We start from the raw sequence: 25,404 nt of genomic DNA on the forward strand, positions 1-25,404 counted from the left end.
CCCATGGCCGCCCCTACTCTCGACGCGGTGCTCACCGGCCTGGCCCAGAAGGGCGCCACAGGCTCCCTGCGAGTGGGCAAGGACGGGATCCTCTACCTCACCCGGGGCCGCGTGTCGTATGCCGAATGCGCCGACACGCCGGGCGTGGAGGACCTCCTGGCGGCCTCCGGCCGGATCAGCCCCACCCGTGTGCGCGAAGCGCGGCAGTCCGCCGGCACCGGAGGCGAGGGCGGCGACCTCCTGGTGCGGGAGGGCGTGCTCAGCCGGGGGGAGCTGCAGTTCTGCGTCCTCGGCGCGACTCTAGACGCGTCGTTCTTCCTGCTCGAGTCCGCCTTGCCGCATCAGCAGGCGGCCCCCCGGACGCGTTATCGCGACGGCGACACGCACTGGCTCGGCACCCACTGGTTCTTCGACGTTCCCGGCCTGTTCCGGGAGTGCGGGCGGAGGCGGTCGCGGCTGGACGGCGTGTGGCCGTCGGCGGAGCTCGACACCCGGCCGGTCGTCCCGCTCCCGCGCATCCCCGGCAAGCACGTCGTCCTCACCGCCGCGCAGTGGGAGGTGCTGCTCGCGGCCGACGCCACGGCCACCCCGGTGGAGCTCGCCCGCCGTCTCGGGCGTCCTGCCTACTCGACGCTGCTGGCCGTACGGGAGCTCGCGTCCGCGGGGCTGCTCGCCACGGGACCCGAGCCGGGAGCCCCCGCGCCGCCAGAGGGACCGCCGGGATCGGGAGCCCCGCCACCGCCCGAGGAGTCGCCGGGATCGGGAACCTCCGCGCCGGCCGGGAGATCGCAGGGAGCCTCCGCATTGCCCAAGCGGGCCTCGAACGCGGCGCCGCGCGTGGTCGTACGGCATCCGGAAGCCGGTCAGAGCGCCGGGCAAGGGGCCGGCCAGGGAGCCGGACCGGCCGGGACGAGCGCCGGTCTGCCGGAGGTCAGCGGGGACCCGGCCGACATGAACCTGCTCATCAGGCTGCGTGACGCGCTGGAGGCACTGCAGTGATCACGCGCACGTGGCTCAAGCGGGCCGGAAAGGCGATCCCGATGGATCTGCGCCGCGAAATTTACGAGGAGCTCGTCCTCCTCAGGACCCGCGCGCCGGAGATCACCGGGGCGCTCACCTGCACGGTGGACGGCATGCTCGTGACGACCGACCTCGCCGCCAACACCGAGCAGACGGCCGCGCTCACGTCGGCGCTGCTGTCGATGAGCCGCCGGATGACCGATCTCGCCCAGGTCGGCCGGCTCGAGGAGACCCTGATCTCCGGCACCCGGGGACACACCGCGAGCTACGCCGCGGGGCCCAAGCTCGTCCTCACCGTTCTCGCGGGCCCGGGCGCCAACCTCGGCCTGCTCCGGATCGAGGGACGCAAGACGGCGGCCAAGCTCGCCGCCATCGTCGAACGCGAAATAGCCACAAATAACCGCGAATAGCCGCGAATAGGAGAACAAGCACATGGCGAACATGGACGTCTCTCTCAAGGAGATGCTGGCCATCGACGGCTCGATCGGCGCCGCCGTGGTCGACTACGGGAGCGGGATGGCGCTGGGCACGCTCGGCGGCTCCAAGGAGCTCGACCTCCAGGTCGCGGCGGCGGCCAACACCGAGGTGGTCAAGGCCAAGCTGCGGGCGATGGACGCCTTGCAGCTCAAGGACGCCATCGAGGACATCCTCATCACGCTGGGCGGCCAGTATCACATCATCCGCCCGCTCACCGGGCGCGGCGGCAAGGGCCTGTTCCTCTACCTGGCCCTGGACCGCGGCCGTGCCAACCTCGCGATGGCCCGGCACCAGCTGCGCACGATCGAGGACAAGCTTGAGGTGTGACCGTATCTTGGGAGGCCGTCAGACGGCGGCCTCCCGGCCGGTGAGCTCGCTGATGGCCTCCACGATCTCCGGCCAGAGCTCGCGGGGCAGATCGTGCCCCATGCCGGGGAAGGTCAGGAGCTTGGCCCCTGGGATGGCGTCGGCGGTGGCGGCGCCGCCCGGCGGCGTGACCAGCGGGTCGTCCTCGCCGTGGATCACCAGCGCGGGGATCGTGAGCCCGCGCAGGCCTGCCGTACGGTCTTTGGCGGCGAGGATCGCGACGAGCTGGCGGGCCGCCCCGGCGGGGTCGTAGGCCCGGTCGTAGCTCTCGCGGGCCACCTGGGCGACGCGCTCGGTGTCCATCGCATACCCCGGCGAGCCGACGACGCGCCACGTCGCCAGCGCCCGCTCGACGGCGTTCTCACGGCCCGGCGCGGGAGGGACCAGCAGCGCGGCCATGGCCGCCTCGGTCGGACCGCCGACCTCGGGGCCGGTCGTGGACATGATCGAGGTGAGGCTGCGGACGCGGCCCGGATGCCGGATGGCGAGGGCCTGCGCGATCATGCCGCCCATCGAGGCGCCTGCGACGTGCGCGCTCTCCCAGCCGAGGGCGTCCAGCAGACCGGCGGTGTCGTCCGCCATGTCGTCCACCGTGTACGGCGCGCCGGACGTGTTCCCGCCAAGGGCCGCGAGCAGGTCGGGGTCGTGGGTGAGATGGGTGGACAGGCCGATGTCGCGGTTGTCGAACCGGACGACCTCGTGACCCTTGTTCACCAGCAGTCCGATGAACTCCTCGTCCCAGCCGATCATCTGCATGCCGAGCCCCATGACGAGCAGGAGCGGGCGGCCCCCGGGCTCGCCGAACGCCTCGTAGTAGATCTCGATCCCGTTCGCCGTCGCACGCATGCCGAACAGAATCCCATTCTGTTCAGCCGTACGGCAAGGCGTGGGGACGGAGTTGTACCGTTTCCTTAGTACAACTAACGAGGTGTCGCTGCATGAGCCACCGAAGGCGGATTTCGGTTCTGCTCATCTGCTGCATGAGCCTGCTGATCGTCTCGCTGGACAACACGATCGTGAACGTGGCGCTGCCGGCGCTCGGGCGCGAGTTGCGCGCCCCGGTCTCCGGCCTCCAGTGGACGGTCGACGCGTACACGCTCACGCTGGCGAGCCTGCTCATGCTGTCCGGCTCGACGGCGGACCGGATCGGGCGGCGGCGCGTCTTCCAAATCGGCCTGGCCGTCTTCACGACCGGCTCGCTGCTCTGCAGCGTCGCGCCGAGCCTCCTGTGGCTCGTGATCTTCCGGGCGGTCCAGGCGATCGGCGGCTCGATGCTCAACCCGGTGGCCATGTCGATCATCACGAACACCTTCACCGACCGGCGCGAGCGCGCGCAGGCCATCGGCGTATGGGGCGGCGTCGTCGGCATCAGCATGGCGCTGGGACCGGTCGTCGGCGGGCTGCTCACCGACACGGTCAACTGGCGGGCCATCTTCTGGATCAACGTGCCGATCGGCCTGCTCGCGATCGCGCTGACCTGGCGGTTCGTCCCGGAGTCCAAGGCGCCGAAGGCACGCCGGATCGACCCCGTCGGGCAGATCCTGGTCATCGCGCTGCTGGGGCCGCTGACCTACGGGATCATCGAAGGCCCGGAGGCCGGCTGGACATCTCCGCTGATCATGGGATGCTTCGCCGTCGCGGTGCTCGCCCTGGTGGCGCTGCTCGTGTACGAGCCGCGCCGGGACGAGCCGCTCATCGACGTGCGGTTCTTCCGGAGCGCGCCGTTCTCCGGAGCGGCGGCCATCGCCGTGTCGGGCTTCGCCGCCCTCGGCTCCTTCCTGTTCCTCAACACGCTCTATCTCCAGAGCCACCGGGGGCTGTCCGCCCTGGAGGCCGGGCTGTACACGCTGCCGATCGCGCTGATCTCGCTCGTCTTCGGGCCGGTGTCGGGAAGGCTGGTCGGGACCCGCGGGCCGCGGCCGTCACTCGTCGTGGCCGGCGGCTGCGTCGCGGCCGCGGGCGCGCTGCTCACTCAGATCACGCTGACCACGCCCATCCCGGTGCTGCTGGCGATCTACGTGGTCTTCGGGCTGGGGTTCGCCATGCTCAACCCGCCCATCACCACGACGGCCGTGTCCGGGATGCCGCTGGCCCAGGCGGGGGTCGCCGCCGCCGTCGCCTCCACCAGCCGCCAGGTCGGCCAGTCCCTCGGCGTGGCGATCGCCGGGTCCGTCGTCGCCGCGTCCGCGCACGGCTCGGGCTTCGTCCGCGCCGCCCACGTGGGCTGGTGGATCATGGCGCTGTACGGCGTGCTCGTCCTGTGCGTCGGCGTCGCGACCACGGGCCGGTGGGCCAGGGAAACCGCCGAGCGAACCGCGCGGCGCCTCACGGCCCGGGAGGCGGTGGAGGCCCGATGAGTCACCTTGGGCGCGGAGCTCAGACCCGCCTCCGCCCAAGGGCGCGATTCTCATTGGCATCTCCTTCACCATCCGAGAAATCTATTCTAGGCTCCAGAGATCCGATGTCTCCTTACTCCGGTGGTGACGATGCCATCACGACGATCTTTACTAAAAGCAGGGGGCGTGCTCGCCGCCGCCGTCCTCGCGCCTGGAACGGCCCTGGCACAGGCAGAACCCGGATCGGCGGACCCGTGGCACCGGGTCCCGGAGATCCTGCGAAAGATTCGGCCCCCGCGCTTCCCAGACAAATGGTGGGATGTCACGGACTTCGGAGGAGTCGGGGACGGCACCACCGACTGCACCGAAGCGTTCAAGGCGGCGATAGCCGCGTGCCACGAGGCGGGCGGGGGGCACGTCGTGGTGCCGCCGGGACGGTTACTGACCGGCGCCATCCATTTGCTCAGCAATGTCGATCTGCACGTCTCCGAGGGCGGTGTGATCGCCTTCAGCACCGACCCGAACGCCTACCTGCCGGTCGTCTTCACCCGCTGGGAAGGCACCGAGTGCTACAACTACTCCCCCTTTATCTACGCCCATGGCCAGAGCGACATCGCCGTCACGGGCAAAGGGACACTGGACGGCCAGGCGGGGAAAGGCCCGTGGGAGAGCTGGTACGCCAAGGGTGGCCCCCAGGGAGCCGACCAGCGGGCCCTGCGCAAGATGGGCGACGACGGCGTGCCGGTGGAGCAGCGCGTGTTCGGCGCGGGCCACTACCTGCGCCCCGCCATGGTCCAGTTCCTGAAATGTCAGAACATCCTGGTCAGCGACGTCACGATCCTCGAGCCGCCCATGTGGACGGTCAACCCGGTCCTGTCGACGAACGTCACCGTGCGCGGCATCACCGTGGTCAGCACGCTGTACAACACGGACGGCTGCGACGTCGAGGCGTCCTCCTACGTGCACATCCGCGACTGCCGGTTCAATACCAACGACGACTGCGTGGCGGTCAAGTCGGGGCGTGACGCCGACGGCCGCAGGGTGGGCGTGCCCAGCGAGAACGTCGTCGTCCAGGACTGCTACTTCTCCGGCCGCTGGGGCGGCATCACGGTGGGCAGCGAGATGTCGGGCGGGGTGCGGAACGTCTTCGCCGAGCGCTGCCTGATCAACTCGCCGGACTTCCCCGGCAACTATCCGGTGAAATATCCGGTCTACATCAAGGCGAACAGGAAACGCGGCAGCTTCGTCGAGGGCGTATACGTCCGCAAGTTCACCGGCCAGAAGGTGGACCGGGAGATCGTCTTCATCAACATGAGCTACAACAACGAGCCCGGCACGCTGCCCGTGTCGGTGCGCGACATCCGGCTGGAGAAGTTCAGGATCGACGGCGCGGACGCGGTGCTCAACCTCGTCGGCCTGGAGACCGACCACCTGGTCGGCGTGCACCTGGAGAAGTGCGAGTTCACCGGCATCACCGGCCCCGACAAGATCGTGTTCACCGACGACCTGACCATGCGGAAGGTCGTCGTCAACGGAGTCGAGCGGGGTCAGGCCGGGTAGGCGTGGGTCTCCGTGGCTTTGACGGCGACCCAGACCTCTTGGCCGGGGAGGAGATCAAGCTCGGCGACCGCGGCGGCGGTGACGTCGGCGGAGACACTGATCGGACCGTCCAGGCCGACGCGGAACTGGTCGCCGTGCCGTTCGATGCCGGCGATCCTGGCCGCCCACAGGTTGCGGGGCGTTCCGTCGGGCCTGCCCCGGAAGAGCGCCACGGCCGAAGGCGGGAAGGCCACGAACACGGGCCCCTCCAGTTCCTCGGCCACGCTGAGGGTCAGGCCGTCGATCGTCACCTGATGCCCGGCGGCGGTCCCCCGGTAGAGGTTGAGGCCCACCAGTCGCGCGACGTAGTCCGTGCGCGGGTGGCGGGCGACCTCGGCGGGGGTGCCCTCCTGGACGATTGAACCATTCTCGACCACGACCAGGCGGTCGGCGAGCACCATCGCGTCGAGCGGGTCATGCGTGACCAGCACGGCCGCCCCGTCGAACTCCTCCAGGTGGCGGCGCAGCCCGGCCCGGATCTCCAGCCGTGTGTGCGCGTCGAGTGCCGCCAGCGGCTCGTCGAGGAGCAGAAGCCTAGGCCGTACGGCAAGGGCCCGCGCCAGGGCGACCCGCTGCGCCTGGCCGCCGGACAGCTCATGCGGCCTGGCGTGGAGGTGGTCCTTGAGCCCGATCCGTTCGAGCCATTCCCTGGCTCCCACCCGTGCCCGGGCCTTCGGCGTCCCTTGGCAGCGCGGCCCGAACGCCACGTTGTCGAGCGCGGACAGGTGCGGAAAGAGCAGATAGTCCTGGAACACCATGCCGATGGAGCGCCGCTCCGCGGGCCGCTCGTGAATGGGCTCACCGTCCAGGACGATCTCGCCGTGCGAGAGCCGTACGAGACCGGCGAGCGCGCGCAGCGCGGTGGTCTTGCCCGCGCCGTTGGGCCCCAGCAGCGCGACGACCTCCCCGGCGGCCGCGTCGATCACGATGTCGAGCCGGAACCGCTCGCGCTCCACGACCAGACGGGCGCTGAGCATCACGCGCACCTCACGCCTTGATCCACCGGTCGCGGAGCACGGCGAGGACGGCGACGCAGACGGCGAGCAGGACCAGGCTGAGCACGATCGCGGCCTCCGGATCAGTCTCCAGAGCCAGATAGACAGCGAGCGGCATCGTCTGGGTGGTGCCGGGGAGGTTCCCGGCAAAGGTGATCGTCGCGCCGAACTCGCCCAGCGCCCTCGCCCAGCACAGCACGGCCCCCGCGACGACTCCCGGAGCGACCAGCGGCAGCGTGACCCTTCGGAAGACGGTCCAGCGGGAAGCCCCGAGGGTGGCGGCGGCCTCCTCGTAGCGCGGATCGGCGGCCCGCAGCGTCCCCTCGACGCTGATGACGAGGAACGGCATCGCCACGAACGCCTCGGCCATGACCACCCCGGCGGTCGTGAACGGCAGCGTGAAGGCGCCGCTGAACCACCGGCCGATCAGCCCGTTCCGCCCGAACACCAGGAGCAATGCCACGCCCCCGACGACGGGCGGCAGCACCAGCGGCACCGTGACCAGCGCCCGCACAAGCCCGCGCCCCCGAAAACGGGCCCGCGCGAGGAGCCAGGCCAGCGGGACCCCGAGCGCCAGACACACGACGGTCGCCGTCGTGGCCGTGATCAGCGACAACCGCAGGGCCTCCAGCACCCTCGGCTCCGTCAGCCGTGCGGGCAGCGTCGTCCAGGGCGCCCGTACGGCGAGGCCGACGAGCGGCAGCACAAGGAACGCCATCCCGGCCACGGCCGGAACCGCCAGCCCCCACGGCGCCGCGCCTCTCACACCTGGCCCCTCCACCCCCATGACTGGATCAGACCGCGGTGAAGCCCGCGTCGGTCAGCACGCGGCGGCCCTGGTCGGACAGGACGAGGTCGATGAACTCCCTCGCGAGGACCAGGTGGGCGGTCTTCGGCACGGCCGCGATGGGGTAGTCGTTGATGGCCTTGTCCGCTTCGGGGAACTCGATCCCCTCCACCGCGCCCGCCGCCGCCTTGACGTCCGTACGGTAGACCAGCGCGGCGTCCACCTCGCCCAGCCTGACCTTGGACAGCGCCGCCTTGACGTCCTGCTCCTGCGTCACGGGCTTGACCGTCACGCCCCCGGCGGCGAGAGCCTTGACGGCGGCGGCGCCGCAGGGCACCTGCTCGGCGCAGAGAGCGACCTTGACGGCGGGGTTGGCGAGATCCTTCAGCGCGGCCACGTGCGCCGGATTGCCCTTCGGCACGGCGATCTCCAGCCTGTTGCGGGCGAAGATTCTCGGCGAGGGCGCACCTGACTGCTTCATGGTTGCCGGGCTCGCGGCGGCGAAGACGTCGGCCGGAGCGCCCTGGACGATCTGCTGGGCCAGCGTCGAACTGCCGCCGAAGTTGAACTTCACGGTCACGCCCGGATGGGACTTCTCGAACGCCTTGCCCAGCGTGCCGAACGACTCGGTCAGCGAGGCCGCCGCGAAGACCGTGAGCGTCTCCGGCTCCTTCTTCCCGCCGGCGCATCCCGCCGCGGCGAGCAGCACCATCAACAGCAGCGCGGAGACGAGGCTCCTGACCGCCGAACCGCTCATTACGGGGCCCCTGACAACCGGGCTTCCGACCGCCGAGCCGCCGACCAGCCAGCCCCTGCGACCTCGGGTCCTGGCGTCCGGCCTCCCGAGAATCGGACGCTTAGTCGCCGGCTTCACCCTGCCTCGCACCTTCACCCTGGCCCCACCTTCACATCGATCTCCTCGGAGCGGCCGCGTCAGGCGCTGGGAATCTCGACGACCACGTTCGTGGACTTCACCACGGCGACCGCCACGACGCCGGGCTCCAGGCCCAGCTCCTCGGCGGACTCCCGGCTCATCAGCGAGACGACCCGGAACGGCCCCGCGGCGATCTCCACCTGGGCCATGACGCCGTCTCTGACCACCTCGGTCACGATGCCGCGGAACCGGTTGCGGGCCGACGACGTGGCGCCGTGCTCGTCGCGGACCGCCTGTGATCTGGCGAACGCGGCCAGGTCGGCGCCGGAGATAATCCGGTGCCCGTTGGCGTCCCGCTCGGCGGCCAGCCGCCCCGCGTCCACCCACCGACGGACGGTGTCGGCGCTGACTCCCAGCAACGCCGCCGACTCGCTGATCCGGAACATGGCTCCACCCTAGACATGGTGAGATCAAGGGGCAAGCCCGGTATTGGTTTGGTAATGCGAGGGTTGCTCTCGTACAAGGCTCGCAAACGCGATGCCATCGTCACCCTTCTCCCTGGGCCCGCGTCACCGGGGAGCGGGGCTCTTCGTGCTGTGGTCCTTGAGGTGCAGGTCTCCCCCGATCCTTTGCCGCAGCCGATCCAGCACGGCGCGAGGGGCGAGGGCGGTCCACAGGTTCCCGACGAGGTGCGGGCTGTACTCCGGAGCCTGGTCCATCCACTCGCCCTTCCCCTGCTGGGTGGCGAACGTGCGGCGGGGGCAGCGACCCGGACGGCGAGCGTCCGGCGGCCCCGGAGGGTGAGCCCCCTCTGGCGTGAAAGTCGCACCTTCGAGGTACGCGGCTTTCGCCGCTCCGGTTCATCGCCAGGTCTTTACCAGAAATGAACACATAAGGGCATGTTCGGGGGTCCGGTAGGCGTGGCCTGCGGGAACACTCAGCAGGGTGGCTCTGAAGCCACCGCCAGCCCCCGAGAGTGAGGAGAGACGCCTTGGGTGTCAAGCCTTCCGCCAAAGCACAGCACCGTGGAAGCAGCCAGCCGTGGCTGCACCAGAAGGGGATCGAGATCCAGGAGTTCGGGACGGTACGGCAGTTTCCCATCGGCCTCTCCATGGAGACCCGGGCATACTCCTGCCAGCGGCTCAACCAGATCCTGGCCGACACCCAGATCCTCTACAGCCTCTACAAGAAGCATCACTGGCTGATGCGTGGCCCGACGTTCTACCAGCTGCATCTGCTCCTGGACAAGCACGCCACCGAGCAGCTGCCGCTGATCGACATGATCGCCGAGAGGGTGCAGACCCTCGGCGGGGTAGCGATCGGAGATCCCCGGCAGGTCGCCGAGGTCACCGTGATCCCGCGTCCTCCGGATGGCGTGGAAGAGGTTCCCGCCATGCTGTCGCGCCTGCTGGAGGCGCACGAGACGATCCTCGTCGCCGCGCACGACGCCGCCGCGCGGACCGCCGAGATGGGCGACGACGGAACCAACGACCTGCTCGTCTCCGAGGTCATCCGGACCGGCGAGCTTCAGGCGTGGTTCCTCGCCGAGCATCTCGTCGACACTCCGCTCGTCCACGCCTGACAGCCGCCGACGCCGCCGACGCCGCCTGGACGGCGACGGCGTTGGCAGCGCCAACGATCCGGTGTCTGCCCGGTCACCAGAAGCGTCCCATCCTGAACGCGCCCAGGCCGGCCGTGGTCGTCAACGACGTCCGTACCGCTGGTTGAAGCGCTCGACCCGTCCGGCGCTGTCTAGCACCCGGTTGCGGCCGGTGTAGAAGGGGTGGCTCGCCGAGGACACGTCGACGTCGACCACCGGATACGTCCTGCCGTCCTGCCACTCGATTGTCTTCCCACTGGTCATGGTGGACCTCGTCAGGAAGGCGAAGCCGGCGCTGGCGTCGCGGAACACCACGGAGTGATAGGCCGGGTGGATGTTCTTCCTCATCGCGCCTCCTTGAAGACGACGTGCTGGCGGACGATCGGGTCGTACTTGCGCAGGCTCAGCCGGTCGGCGTCGTTCCTGCGGTTCTTGCGGGTGATGTAAGTGAAACCGGTGCCCGCCGTCGATCGCAGCTTGACCACCGGTCGCAGCTCGTTCCTGGCCAATCCAGCTCCCTCCGGGACGATAGGCCGTTCGACGGGAGCGATAACCGTTTTCACCCAAGAAATAATCCCGCTCCGGCCGCGACATCCCACGCAGGTGGAGCCACGAAGGCCATGCAGGCGCCCGTTCGCGGTGCGGGCCCGGTCGAACGTCGTTGGACGCCATGCAGGCGGCCGCGACGCCTACCGCTGAGGCTGAGGCTTCGGCTGCCGCTGAGGCTGCGGCTTCGCTGAGGCTTCGGCTGCCGCTGAGGCTGAGGTCAGCGCGCCGGGGGAGGCGACGGCTTCCAGGGCTGGAGCCAGGGAGTGGCGGGCCAGCCCTCCGCCGCGGCCATCAGCGGGAAGGCGGTTGCGCCGTCGACCGCTTCGCGGATGATGTCGGCATGCCCGGCGTGACGGGCGGTCTCCTCGATGAGGTGGAGCAGGACCCAGCGCACCGACCATGCCTCGACGTCGTCAGGGAACCACGGCACGCCCTTCGGAACGGGGACCGCCTGACCGAGATCGGGGATGCCCGCGACGATCTCCTCCGTCTCCGCCGCCACCTCGGCGTAGAGATCGAGCACCCCGGCAAGGGTCTCTCCGGGCTCCAGCCGGAAAGCGGCGTGGTAGTTCTTCTCCCGCTCCGACCGGGAGAGCCTCTCGCGCCCCAGCACGGTGTCCATCCAGCTTCTCTCCGTCGTGGCGACGTGCTTGATGAGGCCGCCGACGCTCAGCTCACTGGCGGTCGGCGTGGCCCTGGCCTGCTCGTCGGTAAGCCCATGGGCGGTGACGCGTAGCGTGTGACGCTGCTGGGCGAGGTAGCCGAGCAGCCCCTCGCGCTCGTCCGCGACTGGAGGGACATATGCGGGCATGTGATCAACCCCCGGTTCGAAGCCATCGAGAACGTCGATGCCGGCACGTGCCCATCCTGTCGAACCCCTGCTGCCGGCACCTGCTCGATGCTGACATCCGGCACCGACAAGTTTCGGAACCATCACGCGTGCCATACCGTTCCCGCCGCGGTCTCACCCCGTACCCCCGGCTGCGGCACCTGAGCCGCCCGTTCCGGTGTCACGATCACACGTTCAACGAGATGCATGATCGCGATGGAGGTCTTCCCACTTCATAGGGCAAGTGCCGGAGCCTGTGCATGATCACGACGGGCGTGTTTCCAGCTCGCGCGGCATACCGGGGAAGCTGTGCATGATCACGCGCATGGGGGCGGAGGCGGGGGTCACCTCATCTCGACCACCAGCAGGCCGTCCTCCTCCGTGGAGGAGCTTCCCAGACCCGTGCAGGCCGCGCTGAACCGGTCGCGGATCCAGCGCCAGTCCTCATCGCGGGCCAGCCGCGTCCGGCAGTACCGCAGCTCGATCGGCACCGCCCGCAGCCGGATCGGCCCATGCTCGTCGAGCGTCACGAGGAACAGCAGCCCCAGGTCGTTGCGGAGCCGGGCGTCCACGATGTAGTCATCGAGGAAGTCCCCGAGGTCGTAGAGCACGGGCGGGGCGACCCCGTGGAACACATGGGCCGAATGACCCGCGACGAGCGTCGCCCCGGCAGTGGTCAGAGCCCGCGCGGCGGACCGGATGTAGGCCCGCGGCCGGTCCCTCATGTTGGGCCCCCAGTGCGGCGTCACCAGCACGACATCGGACCGGTCCCGCAGCCGCCGGACCTGCGCGACCAGCCAGGGCGGCACACCCGTGACCAGATCGGCATAGGCCACGCCGGGCCGTACGGCTGACGCCGCGAAGTCGGCGGGATGGTCGGTCACTCCGAGCACCCCGACGCGGACGCCGTCGACCGTGATCACCTCCGGTCGGCGTGCCTCGGCCTCGTCGGCGCCGGCGCCGACGCTGCGGATTCCAGCACGGAGCAGATGCTCGCGGGTGTCTAGCAGCGCTTCGGGGCCGTAGTCCAGCGCGTGGTTGTTGGCCAGGGTCACACACCCCACACCGAGCTGCGCGAGCAGGTCGGCGGCCTCCGGCGGCGCGCGGAAGTGGAATGGCTTCCCCGGCGCGTCCCATTTGTAACCCCGATCCGAGATACAGCATTCGAGGTTGAGGACGAAAAGGTCAGCCTCCGCGAGCCGTTCGCGAAGGTCGGCGGAGAAGAACCGGGCGGGGTCCGCCGACTCGGCCAGGACATCGGCCACGCCACGTCCCAGCATCGTGTCCCCCGCCATCGCCAGAGTCACCGGCATCGCACATCACCTACCAGCCCGATCGCCCCCTACCCGGCCATCGGCCTGCGAATCGGGATGTCCCGGGCACGCCGGAGGACCGACCTCAAGGATCAGACGAGGGAGCGCAGCACGCCGGGACGAGGACCGCAGCGGCCGGCCAAGCGAAGCGACCGACGCGAGGACCGCACGTTCCGGTGAGGCGCGGCGACCGACGCGAGGACCGCACGTTCCAGCGAGGCGCGGCGACCGCCCGCCCCGCAACGCGGTTCGCGTGACCTCCAAGGCGCTCCTCCGGCCCCGCGACGAAAAACGATCATGACGATAGTGCTGCAATACGGCCGGACAGCTTTGAGACAGCACTTTCGCCATGATCGATCGCGGTGCCGGTCAGCCTGTGACGCTCGGCCTGCCGTTCTCGATGTGGCCCATCAGCCGGCGGGCGAACGTGGTGTTCCCGGCGACGATGACCTTCAGGTCGTACCAGCCGGTCTCGGTCTTCCATGGGAAGTGCCCAGTGGTCCCCGACGCCACTTGAATGGCCTCGGGAGCCCCGCCGTACGCCAGGGGTGAGATCGTGACGTGCGCCGGCGAGTCGCCGGTGTTGCGGACGTGGAAAGTGATCGTGCGCGTGGCGGCGTCGATCTCGCTGGTGACCTCGACGGGGTCCTCGACCACGCCGCGGAACTCCCGGCGGAAGCCGTTCGGCCCGGTGAGGACCAGGTCGTACGCGTCGGTCGGGAAGTAGACCACCTCCCGGAGGTCGCCGAGCACATCGAAGTGCTGGGGACGGACGAGCTCGCCGAGGTAGCTGTACAGCGTCAGGTGCGCGCTCGCCGCACCGCCGTTGCTCATGGTGATCTCGACCGCACGGCCGGTGGTCCGCGCGGAGGCGTCCGGCTGGTACGGCAGAGCGCGGGCCCGCCTGGTGCCCGGCTCCTGGACGGGCATCCGCTGCTCGGCCGGGACGGCGGGATACCACCGCTCACCCGAGGGAGTCGCCGCCCGGGAAGCCGCGCCCCCCAATGCCACCACGCTCGAAGCCACCACGCCGGGGTCCGCCGCGCCGGATGCGGGAACACCGGAGGCGGCCACCTCAGACGCGGGAAGGTCGGCTGCAGGGCTCTGCGGGGCCGGTGTCTTCCCGACCGGGTGCGCCGGCGGCGCGTCGAAGTCGAAGGCGGAGGTGAGGTCGCCGACGACCGTACGCCGCCAGGCGCTGATGTCGGGCGCCTTGATGCCCAGCCAGGACTCCAGGAAGCGCACGGTCGAGCTGTGGTCGAACGTCTCGGAGCAGACGTTGCCTCCCACGGTCCACGGCGACACCACGATCATGGGCACGCGGACGCCGAGCCCCAGGGGACGCCCGTTGACGAACTCGCCGGGAGTCCCGTCCGGCGGGACGGGCGGAGGAACGTGATCGAAGAAGCCGTCGTTCTCGTCGTACGTGATGAAGACGGCCGTGCTCCCCCACACCTCGGGCTGCGAGGCGATCGCGTCGAGGACCTGATAGATGATCTTCCCGCTCTCGACTGCCGACGACCCCTCCGGGTGCTCGGAGTCCGCGAGCGAGGTCACGATGTAGGACACGGCGGGAAGGCGTCCGGCCGCCACGTCGGCGGAGAACCACTCCCCCAGGCCGCCCGTGCGCGTACGGCGGAGCGCCCGGTCGTAGAGCTCCCGGTCGGCGGGGTCGAGCCGGGCCACCCTCTCGTCGAGTCCGGCCAGCAGCGGCGCCGGGTCATCGGCCGCCCGGACCGCTTCGTAGAAGGAGTGCATGCTGGTCTGCCCCAGCTTCGCCATGACAGCCTTGAACGTCGCGAAGAACTCCAGGTTGTTGCACTGGTAGTTGTCCCACTCCTGGTAGACCTGCCAGCTGTGCCCGGCCTGGCTCAGCAGCTCGGGCACCGTGACCCAGGTGTAGCCGGCGTGCCCGTCCTCCTCGCAGGCGTCGTTGTCGACGGCCCGCTGCCCGGTGCCCGGCTCATAGCCGGTATAGCCGGAGATGTGGTAGTTGCGGTTGGGCGTCGTGGAAGTCAGCGCCGAGGAGTGGTAGGCGTCGCAGATGGTGAAGGCGTCCGCCAGTTCGTAGTGCAGCGGCAGGTCATGACGGTCGTAATACGCCATGGTGGAGTGGCCCTTGTTGGGCACCCAGGCGTCGTGCCAGCCCATCGCCCAGGCGTTCTGGGTGCCGAGCCAGCTGTGGTCGTGGGTGTCGAGCAGCATGGGATCGGCCCCCGCGTCCTCGGCCGCCTCTCGGACCGGGAAGGGCAGCACGCCGTCCTGCTCGAAGACCGATCGGCACGCCCGCGTCGCCACGGCGTTGCGGTCTCCGAAGCCCCGCACGCCGCGCATGCGCCCGAAGTAATGGTCGAACGACCGGTTCTCCTGCATGACGAAGACCACGTGTTCGATGTCGGAGAGGCTCCCGGCCGGAACGGGCCGCGCGAGCACACGCGACAGGGACGGCGGAAGCGAGGACCCGGCTGGCATGGTGATGAGCGTCCCTCTGAAGACGTAACGGTCAAACGCCCATAAACCTAACAGCGAGCTCACCTGTCGGGATAAGGGTGCCGCCGGGGGCCTCAAGGCATATGAGCTGAGAGGTCTCGGAGACCAGCACCCGCAGTCAATCCGTCCAGTGCCCATAGGGCAACCAGCGCGCGAGGACGCGGAGTCACCGGAACCATGGAACACGCCAAGGACGGCCTGACCACGGGCGTCTGGCCCGGCATGGGAAACGCCTTAGCCTTGCTCCTGGACCACGTGATTCCTGATCTTGACCTTGCCCCTGTGCTTGGCCTTGACCTTGGGCTTGGACTTCGTGATCGGACGGTCAACGTTGACGACACGCCGGATCGCCACCCCAAAGGGAAGGTCGCGGACGGCAATGGGGCCGGCCACGACCTGGTTGCTAGTGGTATCGATCACCAGCACATTGTCCGTATTGGTGTTGGTGACGTAGGCGTGTTGGCCGTCGGGCGTGATCGCTACGCCGACGGGACCGTTCCCGCCGAAGGGGGCGAGGTTGATGGTCGCGATGACGGTATCGGTAGCGGTGTTGATGACCGACACGTTGTTCGAGCCGCGGTTGGCCACGTAGGCGCGGCTGCCGTCGGGAGTGATCGCCACCCCGATGGGGTTGCTCCCACCGGAAGGGACCACGAGGTCGATGGTGGTGAGGACGGTGTTGGTAGCGGTATTGATCACCGTCACGTTGTTCGAGATGAAGTTGGGCACGTAGGCGCGGCTGCCGTCCGGAGTGATCACCACCCCTTGCGGAGCGTCTCCCAAGGGAGTGGGGATGGTGGTGAGGATGGCGTTGTCAGAGGTGCGGATCACCGTCACGTTGTCCGAGAAGGCGTTGCCCACGTAGACACGGCTGCCGTCCGGGGTGATCGCCAGCAAGAACGGGCCGTCCCCGCCGGACGGAACGACGTTGATGGTCGCGATGACGGTGTTGGTAGCGGTGTTGATGACCGACACGTTGTCCGAGTCGCGGTTGGCCACGTAGGCGCGGCTGCCGTCCGGGGTGATCGCCACCCCGACGGGAAAGAGCGCACCGGAGGGGGCCACGAGGTCGATGGTGGTGAGGACGGTGTTGGTAACGGTATCGATCACCGACACGTTTCTCGAAAACTGGTTGGTGACGTAGGCGCGTGTGCCGTCGGGGGTGATCGCCACGCCGGCGGGACCGTCCCCAGAGGGAGCGAGGTTGATGGTTTGAACGACGGCGTTGGTAGCGGTATTGATCACCGACACGGTGTCGTCGTCGATGTTGGCCACGTAGGCGAACTCCTGAACCTGCGCAGCGGCCACAGCCTGGGAAGGCGCGGCCATCAGCGGCGCCAGCCCGGCCGCGATGGCCGCCGCGGCCACCAATGACCGCAGCCGGGACCGCCACCCGCGCCCATGGCGCTGACCGGGACGTTCCGGATGGCGATTGTCTACCGGGTTTCTCGTCCAATGCGCCGGCATTGGGACCTCCCATGTCGATCGACGATGACAGGCCTGTTCTATGCGCGCATGGCACCGCGCCCTGGGAAACGGCGCACCGACTTGCGTTCTCGTTGCCGGTAGGTGGTCTGCTCATCGGTTTGCCGGCAGCCGGGCAAACCTGGCCGAGATGGAACAGAGGTGATCGTCATCGGCTTCCCGAATGGCGGACAGATGCACGGCGTGGTGAGGGTTCATGGCCAGCGACCCCGTCCGGAGCAACGGGCCGCTCAGCCCGTGCCGTGCGTACGAATAGCAGCCCGCGGGCAGGCGCTCGGGGTGGAAGCGCACCTCCAGGACGTACTGGGACACCGGGTGGCGGAAGCCGTAGCCGCACTCGGTGCCGGCCTGGCCGCTGTGGTCGACAACCGCGTGCTCGAACACCCAGGTCTCGCCAGCGCGCAGGACCACGTCGAACAGATACTCCGCTATGAGCACGGGCTCGGACGGATGGCGTTCCACCCGGCCGAGACGGTCCGCCTGCATGACGCGGCAGCGCAGCCGTTCGAGGGTGAGCGCGCTGTCGCGGATGGCGGCGCGCAGAGCGTGATGAAAGGGGCCTGAGAGCAGCAGGTCGGCGACTTCGACGTGGTCTTCACGGGCGAATCGGGTCATGACGGCACTCCTGGAGCGCGCGGGGCGCCGAGCCGACTCCCCGCAGTGTCATGCCGCCTCTCCAGCAGTGTGACATTACGACCTGCGTCGGCAACCCGAGCAGGCCCGGGGAGCAGGCCCGGGGAGGCGCCCTGACCGCGCTTCCCCGGGCTACAGCAGGATGCGGCGGCGCGCGGACGCGGCCCGAGGCAGGCGGACCCGGCTGAGCTCTCGCAGAGCTCGGGCGGCGCCGGTGCGGCGGGCCAGCGCGAGCGCCTCGTGAGCCAGGTCGGCCGACCGCTCCCGCTCGTGGGCGTCGGCGTACGCGTGGGCCATCAGCGCCATGGTGTACGCCCTGGCATAACCAGTCCGGGGCCGAGTGGGACCGTGCTCGAGGATCTCGATCGCGCCTCCGGCGTGGCCGAGATCGACGAGGCATCCGGCGCACAGCGCTTTGTGGGCCTCGGCTGAGGTGTCCACCTGGTACGGCAGGTCCTCCCCCGGCTCAGCGAGGGACTGGGCCGACTCCTCCAGGCACCGGTGGCACAGATCTTCCTCTCCCGCCAGCGCGTGACCCTGCGCCTCGTGCCACCGCGACAGGGCGTCCACCCGTGCGGGGATGTGCCCGTGCGCGCGGGCGGCGACGGCGATCTCGACCAGCTCGCGAGGACCGGCGGCCGTGTCCACGAGGCCGGCCCGCTGGGCCAGCGCGTAGGACTCGATCAGCGTGTCGGCGGCCTCGCGCGCATCCCGGACGGCCTCGTCCGACCACGCCAGCGCCCCCTCCGCGTCGCCCGCCTCGTGCCGCATGCGGCTGATCAGCTCCGCGTTCCGCGAGGCGAGCGGCAGCAGTGCCCGCCGCACCCGCGATCCGGCGTCCCGGTGGAACGTCTCGATCCCGGCGAGCAGTGGGCGCAGGACACCGGCCAGGTCGCCCGGCCGCAGGTCGGCGCGGGTGTAGGCGTCGAGGACCGCCTCGAAATAGCGGACCGTCGCGTCGTCGGCCCGCTCCGGTCTCTCGATCGCCCGGCCCGTCCGTTCCTCGTCTTCGGGGGCGAACATCGCCGGCAGCAGCGGGACGCCGGTCACATGGTGCCAGAAGGTGGTCCCGAGCGCCTCTCCGACGAACAGCTCCTGCTCGGTGACCCCGAAGGCCCGGCACAGCAGCTCGGCCTGCTCCTCGCCGGGCCGTCTCACCCCTGCCTCCCACTGCTCGATCGTCCGCGTCAGCGTCTCGAGCGGGGGCAGGTGGTCACGCGATTCCTCGTCCGCGGAGACGGCCATCCGCTCGCCCAGATCACGGCGGCGCCACAGCCGCCCCCGGCGCAGCGCGCGCAGCCGAGCGGCCCACGCCGGGACATCGATGGAGATCATTTGACGTACCCCTTAGCGTGCGTGTGACCTTCCTTTCTCGCACACTCTCATCTTCTCAAGCGGCCCCCCGTCTCCCGACGGAGGTGCGACGGCCGCCGGACGACGAAAATGTCGGCGGGGGTCCTTAAAGTTGGCGGCATGCTGACCCGTCGCGCGCTCAACAGGGCCTTCCTGGAGCGCCAGCTGCTGCTGCGTCGCCATCCCCTGAGGGCCCTGGACGCGATCGAGCACCTCGTCGGCATGCAGTCCCAGGCGCCGCTCCCGCCGTACGTCGGCCTGTGGACGCGGCTGCTCGGCTTCGGCCACGGCGACCTCGCGCGGCTCCTGCTCGACCGGACGGCGGTGCGGATCGCCTTGATGCGTGGCACGATCCACCTGGTCAGCGCCCGCGACTGCCTCGCCCTGCGGCCGGCCGTGCAGCCCGTCCTCGATCGATGGTTCCGCACCTCGTACGCGAAGCGGCTGGACGGGGCAGACATGGAAGAGGTCGTGGCCGCGGGCCGAAGGCTCGTCGAGGAGCGACCGCTGACGTTCAACGAGCTCGGCATGATGCTGGCGGAGAAGTGGCCGAATCCTGACGTGCTGTCGCGCGCCGTGCGGGTGGGGGTGCCGCTGGTCCAGGTCCCGCCGCGTGGCATCTGGGGCGCCGTCTCTCAGGCGAGGCACACCAGCGTGGAGTCGTGGCTCGGTGAGCCGCTGGGCGACGGCTCCGCGATCGACGCCATGGTCCTGCGATATCTGGCCGCGTTCGGACCGGCCTCTGTCAAGGACATGCAGGCGTGGTCCGGCCTGACCGGGTTGCGCTCGGTCGTGAAGAGGCTGCCGGATCTGGTGGTGCACCGCGACGAGCACGGGGTCGAGCTGTTCGACGTGCCCGACGGCCCGCTTCCTGATCCGGACACGGACGTGCCGGTCCGGTTCATCCCGGAGTTCGACAACCTGCTCCTCTCGCACGCCGACCGCGCCCGGATCATGTCCGAGGAGCATCGCAAGATCGTCTTCACGGTCAACGGGATCATCAAGGCCACCATCCTGGTGGACGGTTTCGTCGCGGGCCTGTGGCGGATCGTCCAGGGCGGGGGCACGGCCGTCCTGGAGATCGAGCCCTTCCAGCCTCTGTTCTCCGGCCCCCGCGACGCGCTGGCGGCCGAGGGTGCGGACCTGCTCCGCTTCGCCGCGGCCGAGGCCACCGCCCACGACATCCGCTTCGTGTGAGCGCCGCCTACCCCGCTGCGGTGGTGGGAGCCCTTCGCGGCATGAGAGAGCGTGTGATGACCTGAGCTTGAAGGGTGAGCCGGCGCCACGGCCTGTGCAGGTGCTTATGTCAGGCACCATGGAAGGATGACTCTGGCGATGGACGAGGGTCCCGGCGGCGTGTTCCGTGCGTTGCCTGACCCGTCTGATGTGCTCACCAGCCCCCCGTTCAGACTGCTGGTGGACCTTATCGCAGACGGCGACGTGCTGATCCTTAGCGGGGCCGGCCTATCGACAGAGTCAGGCATTCCGGACTACCGAGGGGAGAGCGGGCTCAAGCGGCGGGCCGAGCCGATGACGTACCAGACGTTCGTCGGCAGCGCCGCAGCCCGCCGGCGGTACTGGGCGCGCAGCCACGTGGGATGGCGGCACGTCGCTCGCGCAATCCCCAACGCCGGTCATCGCGCGGTCGCGGAACTGCAGGGCCGCGGACTGATTGCCGGGATCATCACCCAGAACGTCGACGGCCTGCATCAGGCCGCCGGCGCACAGCATGTGATCGAGTTGCACGGCGGCCTCGATCGCGTCAGCTGTCTTGACTGCGGTCAACGTACCTCCCGTCACATGCTCGACCAGCGCCTGCACGCGGCCAACCCCGGCTGGCACGCCCGGGTCAGCGCGATCAACCCGGACGGCGACGCCATCCTGGCCGATGACCAGATCGACGCCTTCCAGATCGTGGACTGCCACAGCTGCGGCGGCCTGCTCAAGCCCGACGTGGTGTTCTTCGGCGAGAACGTGCCACGACCCCGCGTCCAGGAGTGTTACACGCTGACCGAGCGCGCCAATACGCTGCTGGTTCTCGGGTCCTCGCTGACCGTCATGTCCGGCTACCGGTTCGTACGCCGCGCCACCGAACTCGCCATACCCGTCGCGATCATCAACCAAGGCCGGACCCGAGGCGACGCCCATGCCCTCCTGACCTTGGACGCTCCCCTCGGCTCGACCTTGACCGCGCTCCTTGCCGGGCTCGGCTCGACACGGTGACATGTCGCCTTCGTGGGGCACGCGGCGGGAGGGACGCCGCCATAACTTGATGGCGAGAGCGAGACCGCCTGCGGCACGGTGCTGGGCATGCCAGCGGCGCCCGACTCGAAGCGGCATCCGACCCCCAGCGGCATCCGACCCCCAGCGGCGCCTGGGTCCGGGTGCCGCCCCACCCCAGTGCGCGTGCCCGCGTCCGGCGGGGCCGGCCGTACGAAGAAGGGGGTATGACCTCGTTCTCGCGCCATCTTCGGCAGACCTCCGCAGGCCATCTCTCGGTGGCGGTGGACACCGACGCGGCCCCCGAGCGCGTCTTCGCCGTGCTTACCGACTGGCCCCGGCACGGTGAGTGGATGATGCTGACCCGCGCCCGCGTCGCCTCCGGCGACGGCCACAGCGTCGGCAGCCGCCTCGCGGCCTTCACCGGAATCGGGCCGGTGGGCTTCCTGGACACCATGGAGATCACCTCCTGGCACCCGCCGCACGAGGTCGCCGTCCGCCACACCGGCAGGCTCGTGCGCGGCACCGGGCTGTTTCGCGTGCTCCCCCGGGCCGGAGGGGGCAGCACGATCGTGTGGGAAGAAGACCTCGAGCTGCCCCTCGGCCCTGCCGTACGGCTCGGCTGGCCCGTGATCAGACCCCTCAGCGCGACGTTCCTGCGCCGGTCCCTGCGGCGCCTGGCCGAACTCACCCCATAACAACCCATAACCAACCCCATAACCAACCCACAGCTGAGCCGGCTCAGCGGCAGTTGAGCGCATCGGCCGTGGCCGTCCAGCAGCGCCCGCCCGGCCGTACGTCTCTGGTCATCACCGCACGCGGCATAACCACATCCCCTTTGCCTGGCGTTTGGCCGGTGCCACCGGCATGGACCGCGCCGGCGTGACCCACCCCTCGATGGTCTTCCCCGAACGGCGGGCACCCGGGTGCCTGCCGCAGATCAGTACGGACCGACGCCGAAATTGACGCGACATCACGACGCCGGGACGGCAGGATGGCACACTTCGGGGCGTTGTAAGGGGAGCCGGGAAGTGCACAGTTACCGTGGCGATCTCAGCATGCTCCGGGACAGGCGCTTCGCCATGCTGCTCGGCGCCCGGAGCATCTCCATGCTGGGCAGTTCCTTCGCTCCTGTGGCACTCGCGTTCGGGGTCCTCGCGCTGCCTGGGGCGACGGCCACGACCCTGTCGGTGGTCCTGGCCGCCGAGGCACTGCCGATGGTGGCGTTCATGCTGGTGGGCGGAGTGATCGCGGACCGGTTGCCCCGGCATCGGGTGATGATGGCCAGCGAGGCGCTCAACGCCACGGCGTATTTCTGCCTGGCCGCGATGATGCTCACCGGATGGACCCCGGTGCCCGCGCTGGTGACGGCGACGGCGGTCAGCGGGGTGGCGACTGCGATCCTCTTCCCCGCCCTGGCCGGCATCGTCCCCGACGTCGTCCCGGCCGACCGGCTGCAGACCGCCAACGCCCTGCTGGGGCTCGGCACCAACAGCTCGCGCGTCGCCGGGCTGGTCGCGAGCGGGGCCACAGTCGTCCTGCTCGGCGGTGGCTGGGCGCTCGCCGTCAGCGGCATGATGTTCGCCGTGTCGGCGGTGCTCATCGCGACGCTGCGCCTGGCCCACGCGGGACGCTCCGCGGATGAGAAGCACTCGGTGCTCGCCGACCTGCGCGGCGGCTGGCGCGAGTTCGTCTCCAGGCAGTGGCTTTGGGTGGTCGTCGCCCAGTTCTCGGTGCTCGTGATGGCCTTCCAAGCGGCGCACGGCGTGCTGGGACCGCTGGAAGCCAAACGACACCTCGGAGGGGCGGCCGCCTGGTCGGCGATCCTGGCCGGGGAGGCGATCGGCATGATCGGCGGTGTCTTCATAGCCCTACGGTTGCGACCCCGCCGTCCCATCCTGGTCGCGACGCTCCTCACCGGGCCCACGGCCCTGCCGTACCTGCTCCTCGGCCTGGGCGCTCCACTGTGGACCATCGTCGTCGGCGCGGCGGTGATGGGGGTCTGCTTCGACATCTTCGGTGTCCTGTGGACCACGACGATGCAGCGGGAGATCCCGGCCGAGTCCCTGTCGCGCGTCAGCTCTTATGACGCCCTCGGCTCACTGATGTTCGGCCCGATCGGCCTCCTGATCGCGGGGCCGGTGGCCATCCTGGTCGGCTCGAAGCCCGCGCTGGTCGGATGCGCTGTGATCATCGTGCTGTCCTGTCTCGCCGCGCTCCTCTCTCCGGGGGTGCGCGCGCTGGAGGCGCCGGCGCCCCTCCGAAGGAACCCGGTCGCACTGGCGACTGATGGCGAGCGCTGAACGGCCGCGGCGGCGAAGCGGCTTACAGCGGCGGCTCGGAGGCGCCGAGCCGCCGCGAGATCGCCTGGGAGGCCGCCTCCTCCGTGATCGGGAAGGCCTCCCACCAGACACCCCGTTCGAAGCTCGCCGCGGCATCCTGTGGCGGCATCCGGGCCGACACCGTCCGGTCGCGCCCAGCGTCGCCGCCGGCCCCCACCGGCCCGCCCGCTTGCGGCATCACCTCAAGGCGAGGCGGGCGCGGGTGGCCGCGAGGGCCTGTGGGTCGGCTCTGTCCGCCTTCCACGGCCGGCACAGGTGGTCGCCGTCCTTCCTCGGCACGAGGTGGACGTGGAGGTGGAACTGGTCCTGCCAGCCCGCGTCGCGGTTGGCCTGGAAGAGCGTCAGGCCGTCCGGGTCGAACACCTCCCGGATCCGCCCGGCCATCCGGTGCACCGTACGCATCACCGCGGCGGCGTCCTCCTCCGTGATCTCCCACAGGTCGGCCGCGTGACGCCTGGGGATGACGAGCGTGTGCCCCTCCATCACGGCGGTGTTGTCGAGGAACGCCACCGTCGCGTCGTCCTCGTAGAGGATTTCGGCGCCGAGCCGGCCCGCCACGATGTCGCAGAAGACGCACACGGTGGAGCCCGCGTCACTCATCGGCCGCGACTCCCTCGCCTGCCACCGGCCCCTCGGGCGACCCGGCGAGCGATCCGTCCGCCGACCCGGCACGCCGCCCGGCGAGCAGCTCGGCGGCGACCTGGGTGTTGACTCTGCCCGCGCCGTACGTCACGACGCTCGGGCCCGTCGCCGCCGCCGCGTCGTCCGGCATCCCCACGGCGACCAGGATGGTGTCGGGCCGCGCGGCCAGGACCTTCCCGACCCACGCGCCCTGCCACGGGATGCGGTAGGCGTCGCGGACGACGACCACCAGAGGCCCCTCCTTCGCGCCCTCCACGATCTCCTCGGCCGAGGCCCCGTGCTCGTCCACCCGGTGGCTGTGGGCCACCAGCCCCAGCTCGGCGAGCCGTTCGGTCATGCTCCAGTGTGCCTCGCCGACCGCCACGTTGGCCGGGGCGCGCAGCTCCACGACGGTCGCGGGGCCGCTCAGGACGACGTCGCCCGTCACGCGGACCGCGCGGCGCGCCGCTTCGAGGCCCACCGAGCGGTCGGGGGCGGGGCCGGGGCGTGGAGCGGCCCCGGCGCGCATGGCGTCGACCCGCGCGGCGGCCGTCTCCAGCACCGACACGTCCAGCTCTCCCGCACGGACGGCATCGGCGACCCCGGCCCGGATGGCGGCGCAGAACGGTTCGCCGTCGAGGGGGCCGAGCAGCTGCAGGTCGGCGCCCGCCTGGAAGGCGCGAATGGCGGTGGCCACGATGCCGGACGGCCCGGCGGCGGCCTCCATGGCGACGGCGGTGCTGACCAGCACGCCCTCGTATCCGAGCTCGACCCGCACCAGGTCGTGCAGGATGCGGCGGCTCACCGTCGCGGGCGTGCCCGGATCCAGCGCTTCGAACACCACGTGCGCGGTCATGAGGCTCGCCGCCCCGGCCTCGATGGCCGCGACGAACGGGGCCAGCTCGCGCCGCCGGAAGGTGTCGAGATCGCAGTCGATCACCGGGAGTGAGTGGTGGGAGTCGCTGACGGTCGCGCCGTGGCCGGGGAAATGCTTGACCGCCACCGCGATGCCGGCGTCCCGCATGGCCCGGACGTAGGCGGCGCCGTGCGCCCCGACACGCTCGGGGTCCGAGCCGAACGAGCGCACGCCGATGATCGGATTGTCCGGATCGCTGTTGACGTCGACCGACGGCGCCAGGTTGTAGTTGACCCCGCTGGCCGCGAGGTCCGCGGCGATCGCCGCGGCGACCCGGCGGGTGAGGTCGAGGTCGTCGACCACGCCGAGCGCCAGGTTGCCGGGGTAGGCGCTGCCGGTCTCGTAGTCGAGCCGGGTGACGTCGCCGCCCTCCTCGTCGATCGAGACCAGCGCGTCGGGCCGGGTCTCGCGGAGGGAACGCGCGATCTCCGCGATCGACCCGGGGCGGCCGGCATGGTTGGCGGGGAAGATCGTGACCCCCGCCAGGCCGTGCTCCAGAGCCTCGTGCACCCAGGGCGGCGCCTCGGTGCCCCCGAAGCCGGGCAGCAGGCAGGCGTTGACCAAGCGGTCGAGCTCGTTCACTGGCTGACTCCTCGTCG

General features: G+C 70.2%; 27 protein-coding genes. 10 read left to right on the plus strand and 17 right to left on the minus strand.

What is annotated here, in order from left to right; translation table 11 throughout:
- Nucleotides 1-3: 3 nt before the first annotated feature.
- From N5079_RS11880 to N5079_RS11890, 3 genes are read left to right on the plus strand one after another with little or no spacing between them, the layout of a single operon-like run.
- Nucleotides 4-999: a hypothetical protein gene (locus N5079_RS11880; RefSeq protein ID WP_261583690.1), complete on the plus strand. Its 996-nt coding sequence runs from the start codon at nt 4-6 to the stop codon at nt 997-999.
- Entirely contained in the window at nt 996-1,430 is a 435-nt protein-coding gene (locus tag N5079_RS11885) for a roadblock/LC7 domain-containing protein (protein WP_261583691.1), read from the plus strand. The genes N5079_RS11880 and N5079_RS11885 overlap by 4 nt, the downstream gene beginning before the upstream one ends.
- Before the next feature lie 22 nt (nt 1,431-1,452).
- A complete protein-coding gene (locus N5079_RS11890; protein WP_261583692.1) occupies nt 1,453-1,824 on the plus strand; it encodes a hypothetical protein in 372 nt (123 codons plus the stop codon).
- Between the two features lie 18 nt (nt 1,825-1,842).
- Here the strand turns inward: N5079_RS11890 and N5079_RS11895 are convergent, their stop codons facing one another.
- On the minus strand, nt 1,843-2,709 hold the full coding sequence (locus N5079_RS11895) for an alpha/beta fold hydrolase (RefSeq protein ID WP_261583693.1): 867 nt from the start codon (nt 2,707-2,709) through the stop codon (nt 1,843-1,845).
- A gap of 92 nt (nt 2,710-2,801) precedes the next feature.
- Between N5079_RS11895 and N5079_RS11900 the strand changes: the two genes are divergently transcribed.
- The gene (locus tag N5079_RS11900; protein WP_261583694.1) at nt 2,802-4,220 is read left to right on the plus strand and encodes an MFS transporter; all 1,419 of its coding nucleotides are present in this window, start codon (nt 2,802-2,804) and stop codon (nt 4,218-4,220) included.
- Between the two features lie 165 nt (nt 4,221-4,385).
- The gene (locus N5079_RS11905; RefSeq protein WP_410007773.1) at nt 4,386-5,759 is read left to right on the plus strand and encodes a glycoside hydrolase family 28 protein; all 1,374 of its coding nucleotides are present in this window, start codon (nt 4,386-4,388) and stop codon (nt 5,757-5,759) included.
- Here the strand turns inward: N5079_RS11905 and N5079_RS11910 are convergent.
- The 5 genes from N5079_RS11910 to N5079_RS11930 form a co-directional block, all read right to left on the minus strand.
- Nucleotides 5,747-6,775, minus strand: a complete 1,029-nt coding sequence (locus tag N5079_RS11910) for an ABC transporter ATP-binding protein (RefSeq protein WP_261583695.1) — start codon at nt 6,773-6,775, stop codon at nt 5,747-5,749. The genes N5079_RS11905 and N5079_RS11910 overlap by 13 nt on opposite strands.
- Before the next feature lie 10 nt (nt 6,776-6,785).
- Entirely contained in the window at nt 6,786-7,580 is a 795-nt protein-coding gene (gene modB / locus N5079_RS11915; protein WP_261583696.1) for a molybdate ABC transporter permease subunit, read from the minus strand.
- Nucleotides 7,581-7,587: 7 nt separating this feature from the next.
- The gene (modA, locus tag N5079_RS11920; protein WP_410007774.1) at nt 7,588-8,337 is read right to left on the minus strand and encodes a molybdate ABC transporter substrate-binding protein; all 750 of its coding nucleotides are present in this window, start codon (nt 8,335-8,337) and stop codon (nt 7,588-7,590) included.
- A gap of 176 nt (nt 8,338-8,513) precedes the next feature.
- On the minus strand, nt 8,514-8,900 hold the full coding sequence (locus N5079_RS11925; RefSeq protein WP_261583697.1) for a molybdopterin-binding protein: 387 nt from the start codon (nt 8,898-8,900) through the stop codon (nt 8,514-8,516).
- Between the two features lie 123 nt (nt 8,901-9,023).
- Entirely contained in the window at nt 9,024-9,173 is a 150-nt protein-coding gene (locus tag N5079_RS11930; protein ID WP_261583698.1) for a hypothetical protein, read from the minus strand.
- A gap of 272 nt (nt 9,174-9,445) precedes the next feature.
- Here N5079_RS11930 and N5079_RS11935 point away from each other — a divergent pair, with 272 nt between their 5' ends.
- A complete protein-coding gene (locus N5079_RS11935) occupies nt 9,446-10,036 on the plus strand; it encodes a Dps family protein (protein WP_261583699.1) in 591 nt (196 codons plus the stop codon).
- A 120-nt stretch (nt 10,037-10,156) separates the two neighbouring features.
- Here the strand turns inward: N5079_RS11935 and N5079_RS11940 are convergent, their stop codons facing one another.
- The 8 genes from N5079_RS11940 to N5079_RS11975 all read right to left on the minus strand — a co-directional run bounded on the left by N5079_RS11940 (nt 10,157) and on the right by N5079_RS11975 (nt 18,688).
- On the minus strand, nt 10,157-10,402 hold the full coding sequence (locus N5079_RS11940) for a type B 50S ribosomal protein L31 (protein ID WP_261583700.1): 246 nt from the start codon (nt 10,400-10,402) through the stop codon (nt 10,157-10,159).
- Nucleotides 10,399-10,563 carry a 50S ribosomal protein L33 gene (gene rpmG, locus N5079_RS11945; protein WP_261583701.1) on the minus strand — a complete coding sequence of 55 codons (165 nt, stop codon included), beginning with the start codon at nt 10,561-10,563 and terminating at the stop codon, nt 10,399-10,401. The genes N5079_RS11940 and rpmG overlap by 4 nt, the downstream gene beginning before the upstream one ends.
- Before the next feature lie 257 nt (nt 10,564-10,820).
- Entirely contained in the window at nt 10,821-11,414 is a 594-nt protein-coding gene (locus N5079_RS11950; protein ID WP_261583702.1) for a DinB family protein, read from the minus strand.
- Between the two features lie 362 nt (nt 11,415-11,776).
- Nucleotides 11,777-12,745 (minus strand): CapA family protein, encoded by a 969-nt coding sequence (locus tag N5079_RS11955; protein ID WP_261583703.1) that lies wholly within the window; start codon nt 12,743-12,745, stop codon nt 11,777-11,779.
- A 369-nt stretch (nt 12,746-13,114) separates the two neighbouring features.
- Nucleotides 13,115-15,217: a phosphocholine-specific phospholipase C gene (locus N5079_RS11960; protein ID WP_261583704.1), complete on the minus strand. Its 2,103-nt coding sequence runs from the start codon at nt 15,215-15,217 to the stop codon at nt 13,115-13,117.
- A gap of 252 nt (nt 15,218-15,469) precedes the next feature.
- Nucleotides 15,470-16,702: a YncE family protein gene (locus tag N5079_RS11965; RefSeq protein ID WP_261583705.1), complete on the minus strand. Its 1,233-nt coding sequence runs from the start codon at nt 16,700-16,702 to the stop codon at nt 15,470-15,472.
- Nucleotides 16,703-16,813: 111 nt separating this feature from the next.
- Nucleotides 16,814-17,335, minus strand: a complete 522-nt coding sequence (locus tag N5079_RS11970) for a hypothetical protein (protein ID WP_261583706.1) — start codon at nt 17,333-17,335, stop codon at nt 16,814-16,816.
- 150 nt (nt 17,336-17,485) lie between these two features.
- Nucleotides 17,486-18,688: a hypothetical protein gene (locus N5079_RS11975; protein WP_261583707.1), complete on the minus strand. Its 1,203-nt coding sequence runs from the start codon at nt 18,686-18,688 to the stop codon at nt 17,486-17,488.
- Nucleotides 18,689-18,826: 138 nt separating this feature from the next.
- On the opposite strand from N5079_RS11975, the gene N5079_RS11980 reads away from it, so the two are divergent.
- From N5079_RS11980 to N5079_RS11995, 4 genes are all read left to right on the plus strand, one after another.
- The gene (locus tag N5079_RS11980) at nt 18,827-19,903 is read left to right on the plus strand and encodes a winged helix DNA-binding domain-containing protein (protein WP_261583708.1); all 1,077 of its coding nucleotides are present in this window, start codon (nt 18,827-18,829) and stop codon (nt 19,901-19,903) included.
- A gap of 126 nt (nt 19,904-20,029) precedes the next feature.
- A complete protein-coding gene (locus N5079_RS11985; RefSeq protein ID WP_261583709.1) occupies nt 20,030-20,929 on the plus strand; it encodes an NAD-dependent protein deacetylase in 900 nt (299 codons plus the stop codon).
- A 224-nt stretch (nt 20,930-21,153) separates the two neighbouring features.
- Entirely contained in the window at nt 21,154-21,624 is a 471-nt protein-coding gene (locus tag N5079_RS11990) for an SRPBCC family protein (protein ID WP_261583710.1), read from the plus strand.
- A gap of 333 nt (nt 21,625-21,957) precedes the next feature.
- A complete protein-coding gene (locus tag N5079_RS11995; RefSeq protein ID WP_261583711.1) occupies nt 21,958-23,229 on the plus strand; it encodes an MFS transporter in 1,272 nt (423 codons plus the stop codon).
- A gap of 22 nt (nt 23,230-23,251) precedes the next feature.
- Here N5079_RS11995 and N5079_RS12000 read toward each other — a convergent pair whose 3' ends face one another.
- The 3 genes from N5079_RS12000 to N5079_RS12010 are packed head-to-tail and all read right to left on the minus strand — an operon-like array spanning nt 23,252 to nt 25,387.
- Nucleotides 23,252-23,446 (minus strand): hypothetical protein, encoded by a 195-nt coding sequence (locus N5079_RS12000; protein ID WP_261583712.1) that lies wholly within the window; start codon nt 23,444-23,446, stop codon nt 23,252-23,254.
- Complete coding sequence (locus N5079_RS12005) at nt 23,446-23,868, minus strand: HIT family protein (protein WP_261583713.1); 423 nt, start codon at nt 23,866-23,868, stop codon at nt 23,446-23,448. Before N5079_RS12005 ends, N5079_RS12000 begins: the two co-directional genes overlap by 1 nt.
- Nucleotides 23,861-25,387, minus strand: a complete 1,527-nt coding sequence (locus tag N5079_RS12010) for a glycoside hydrolase family 3 protein (RefSeq protein WP_261583714.1) — start codon at nt 25,385-25,387, stop codon at nt 23,861-23,863. The genes N5079_RS12005 and N5079_RS12010 overlap by 8 nt, the downstream gene beginning before the upstream one ends.
- Nucleotides 25,388-25,404: the final 17 nt, after the last annotated feature.

The organism is Planotetraspora sp. A-T 1434 (genome assembly GCF_025420585.1).
GTDB lineage: Bacteria > Actinomycetota > Actinomycetes > Streptosporangiales > Streptosporangiaceae > JAOEGB01.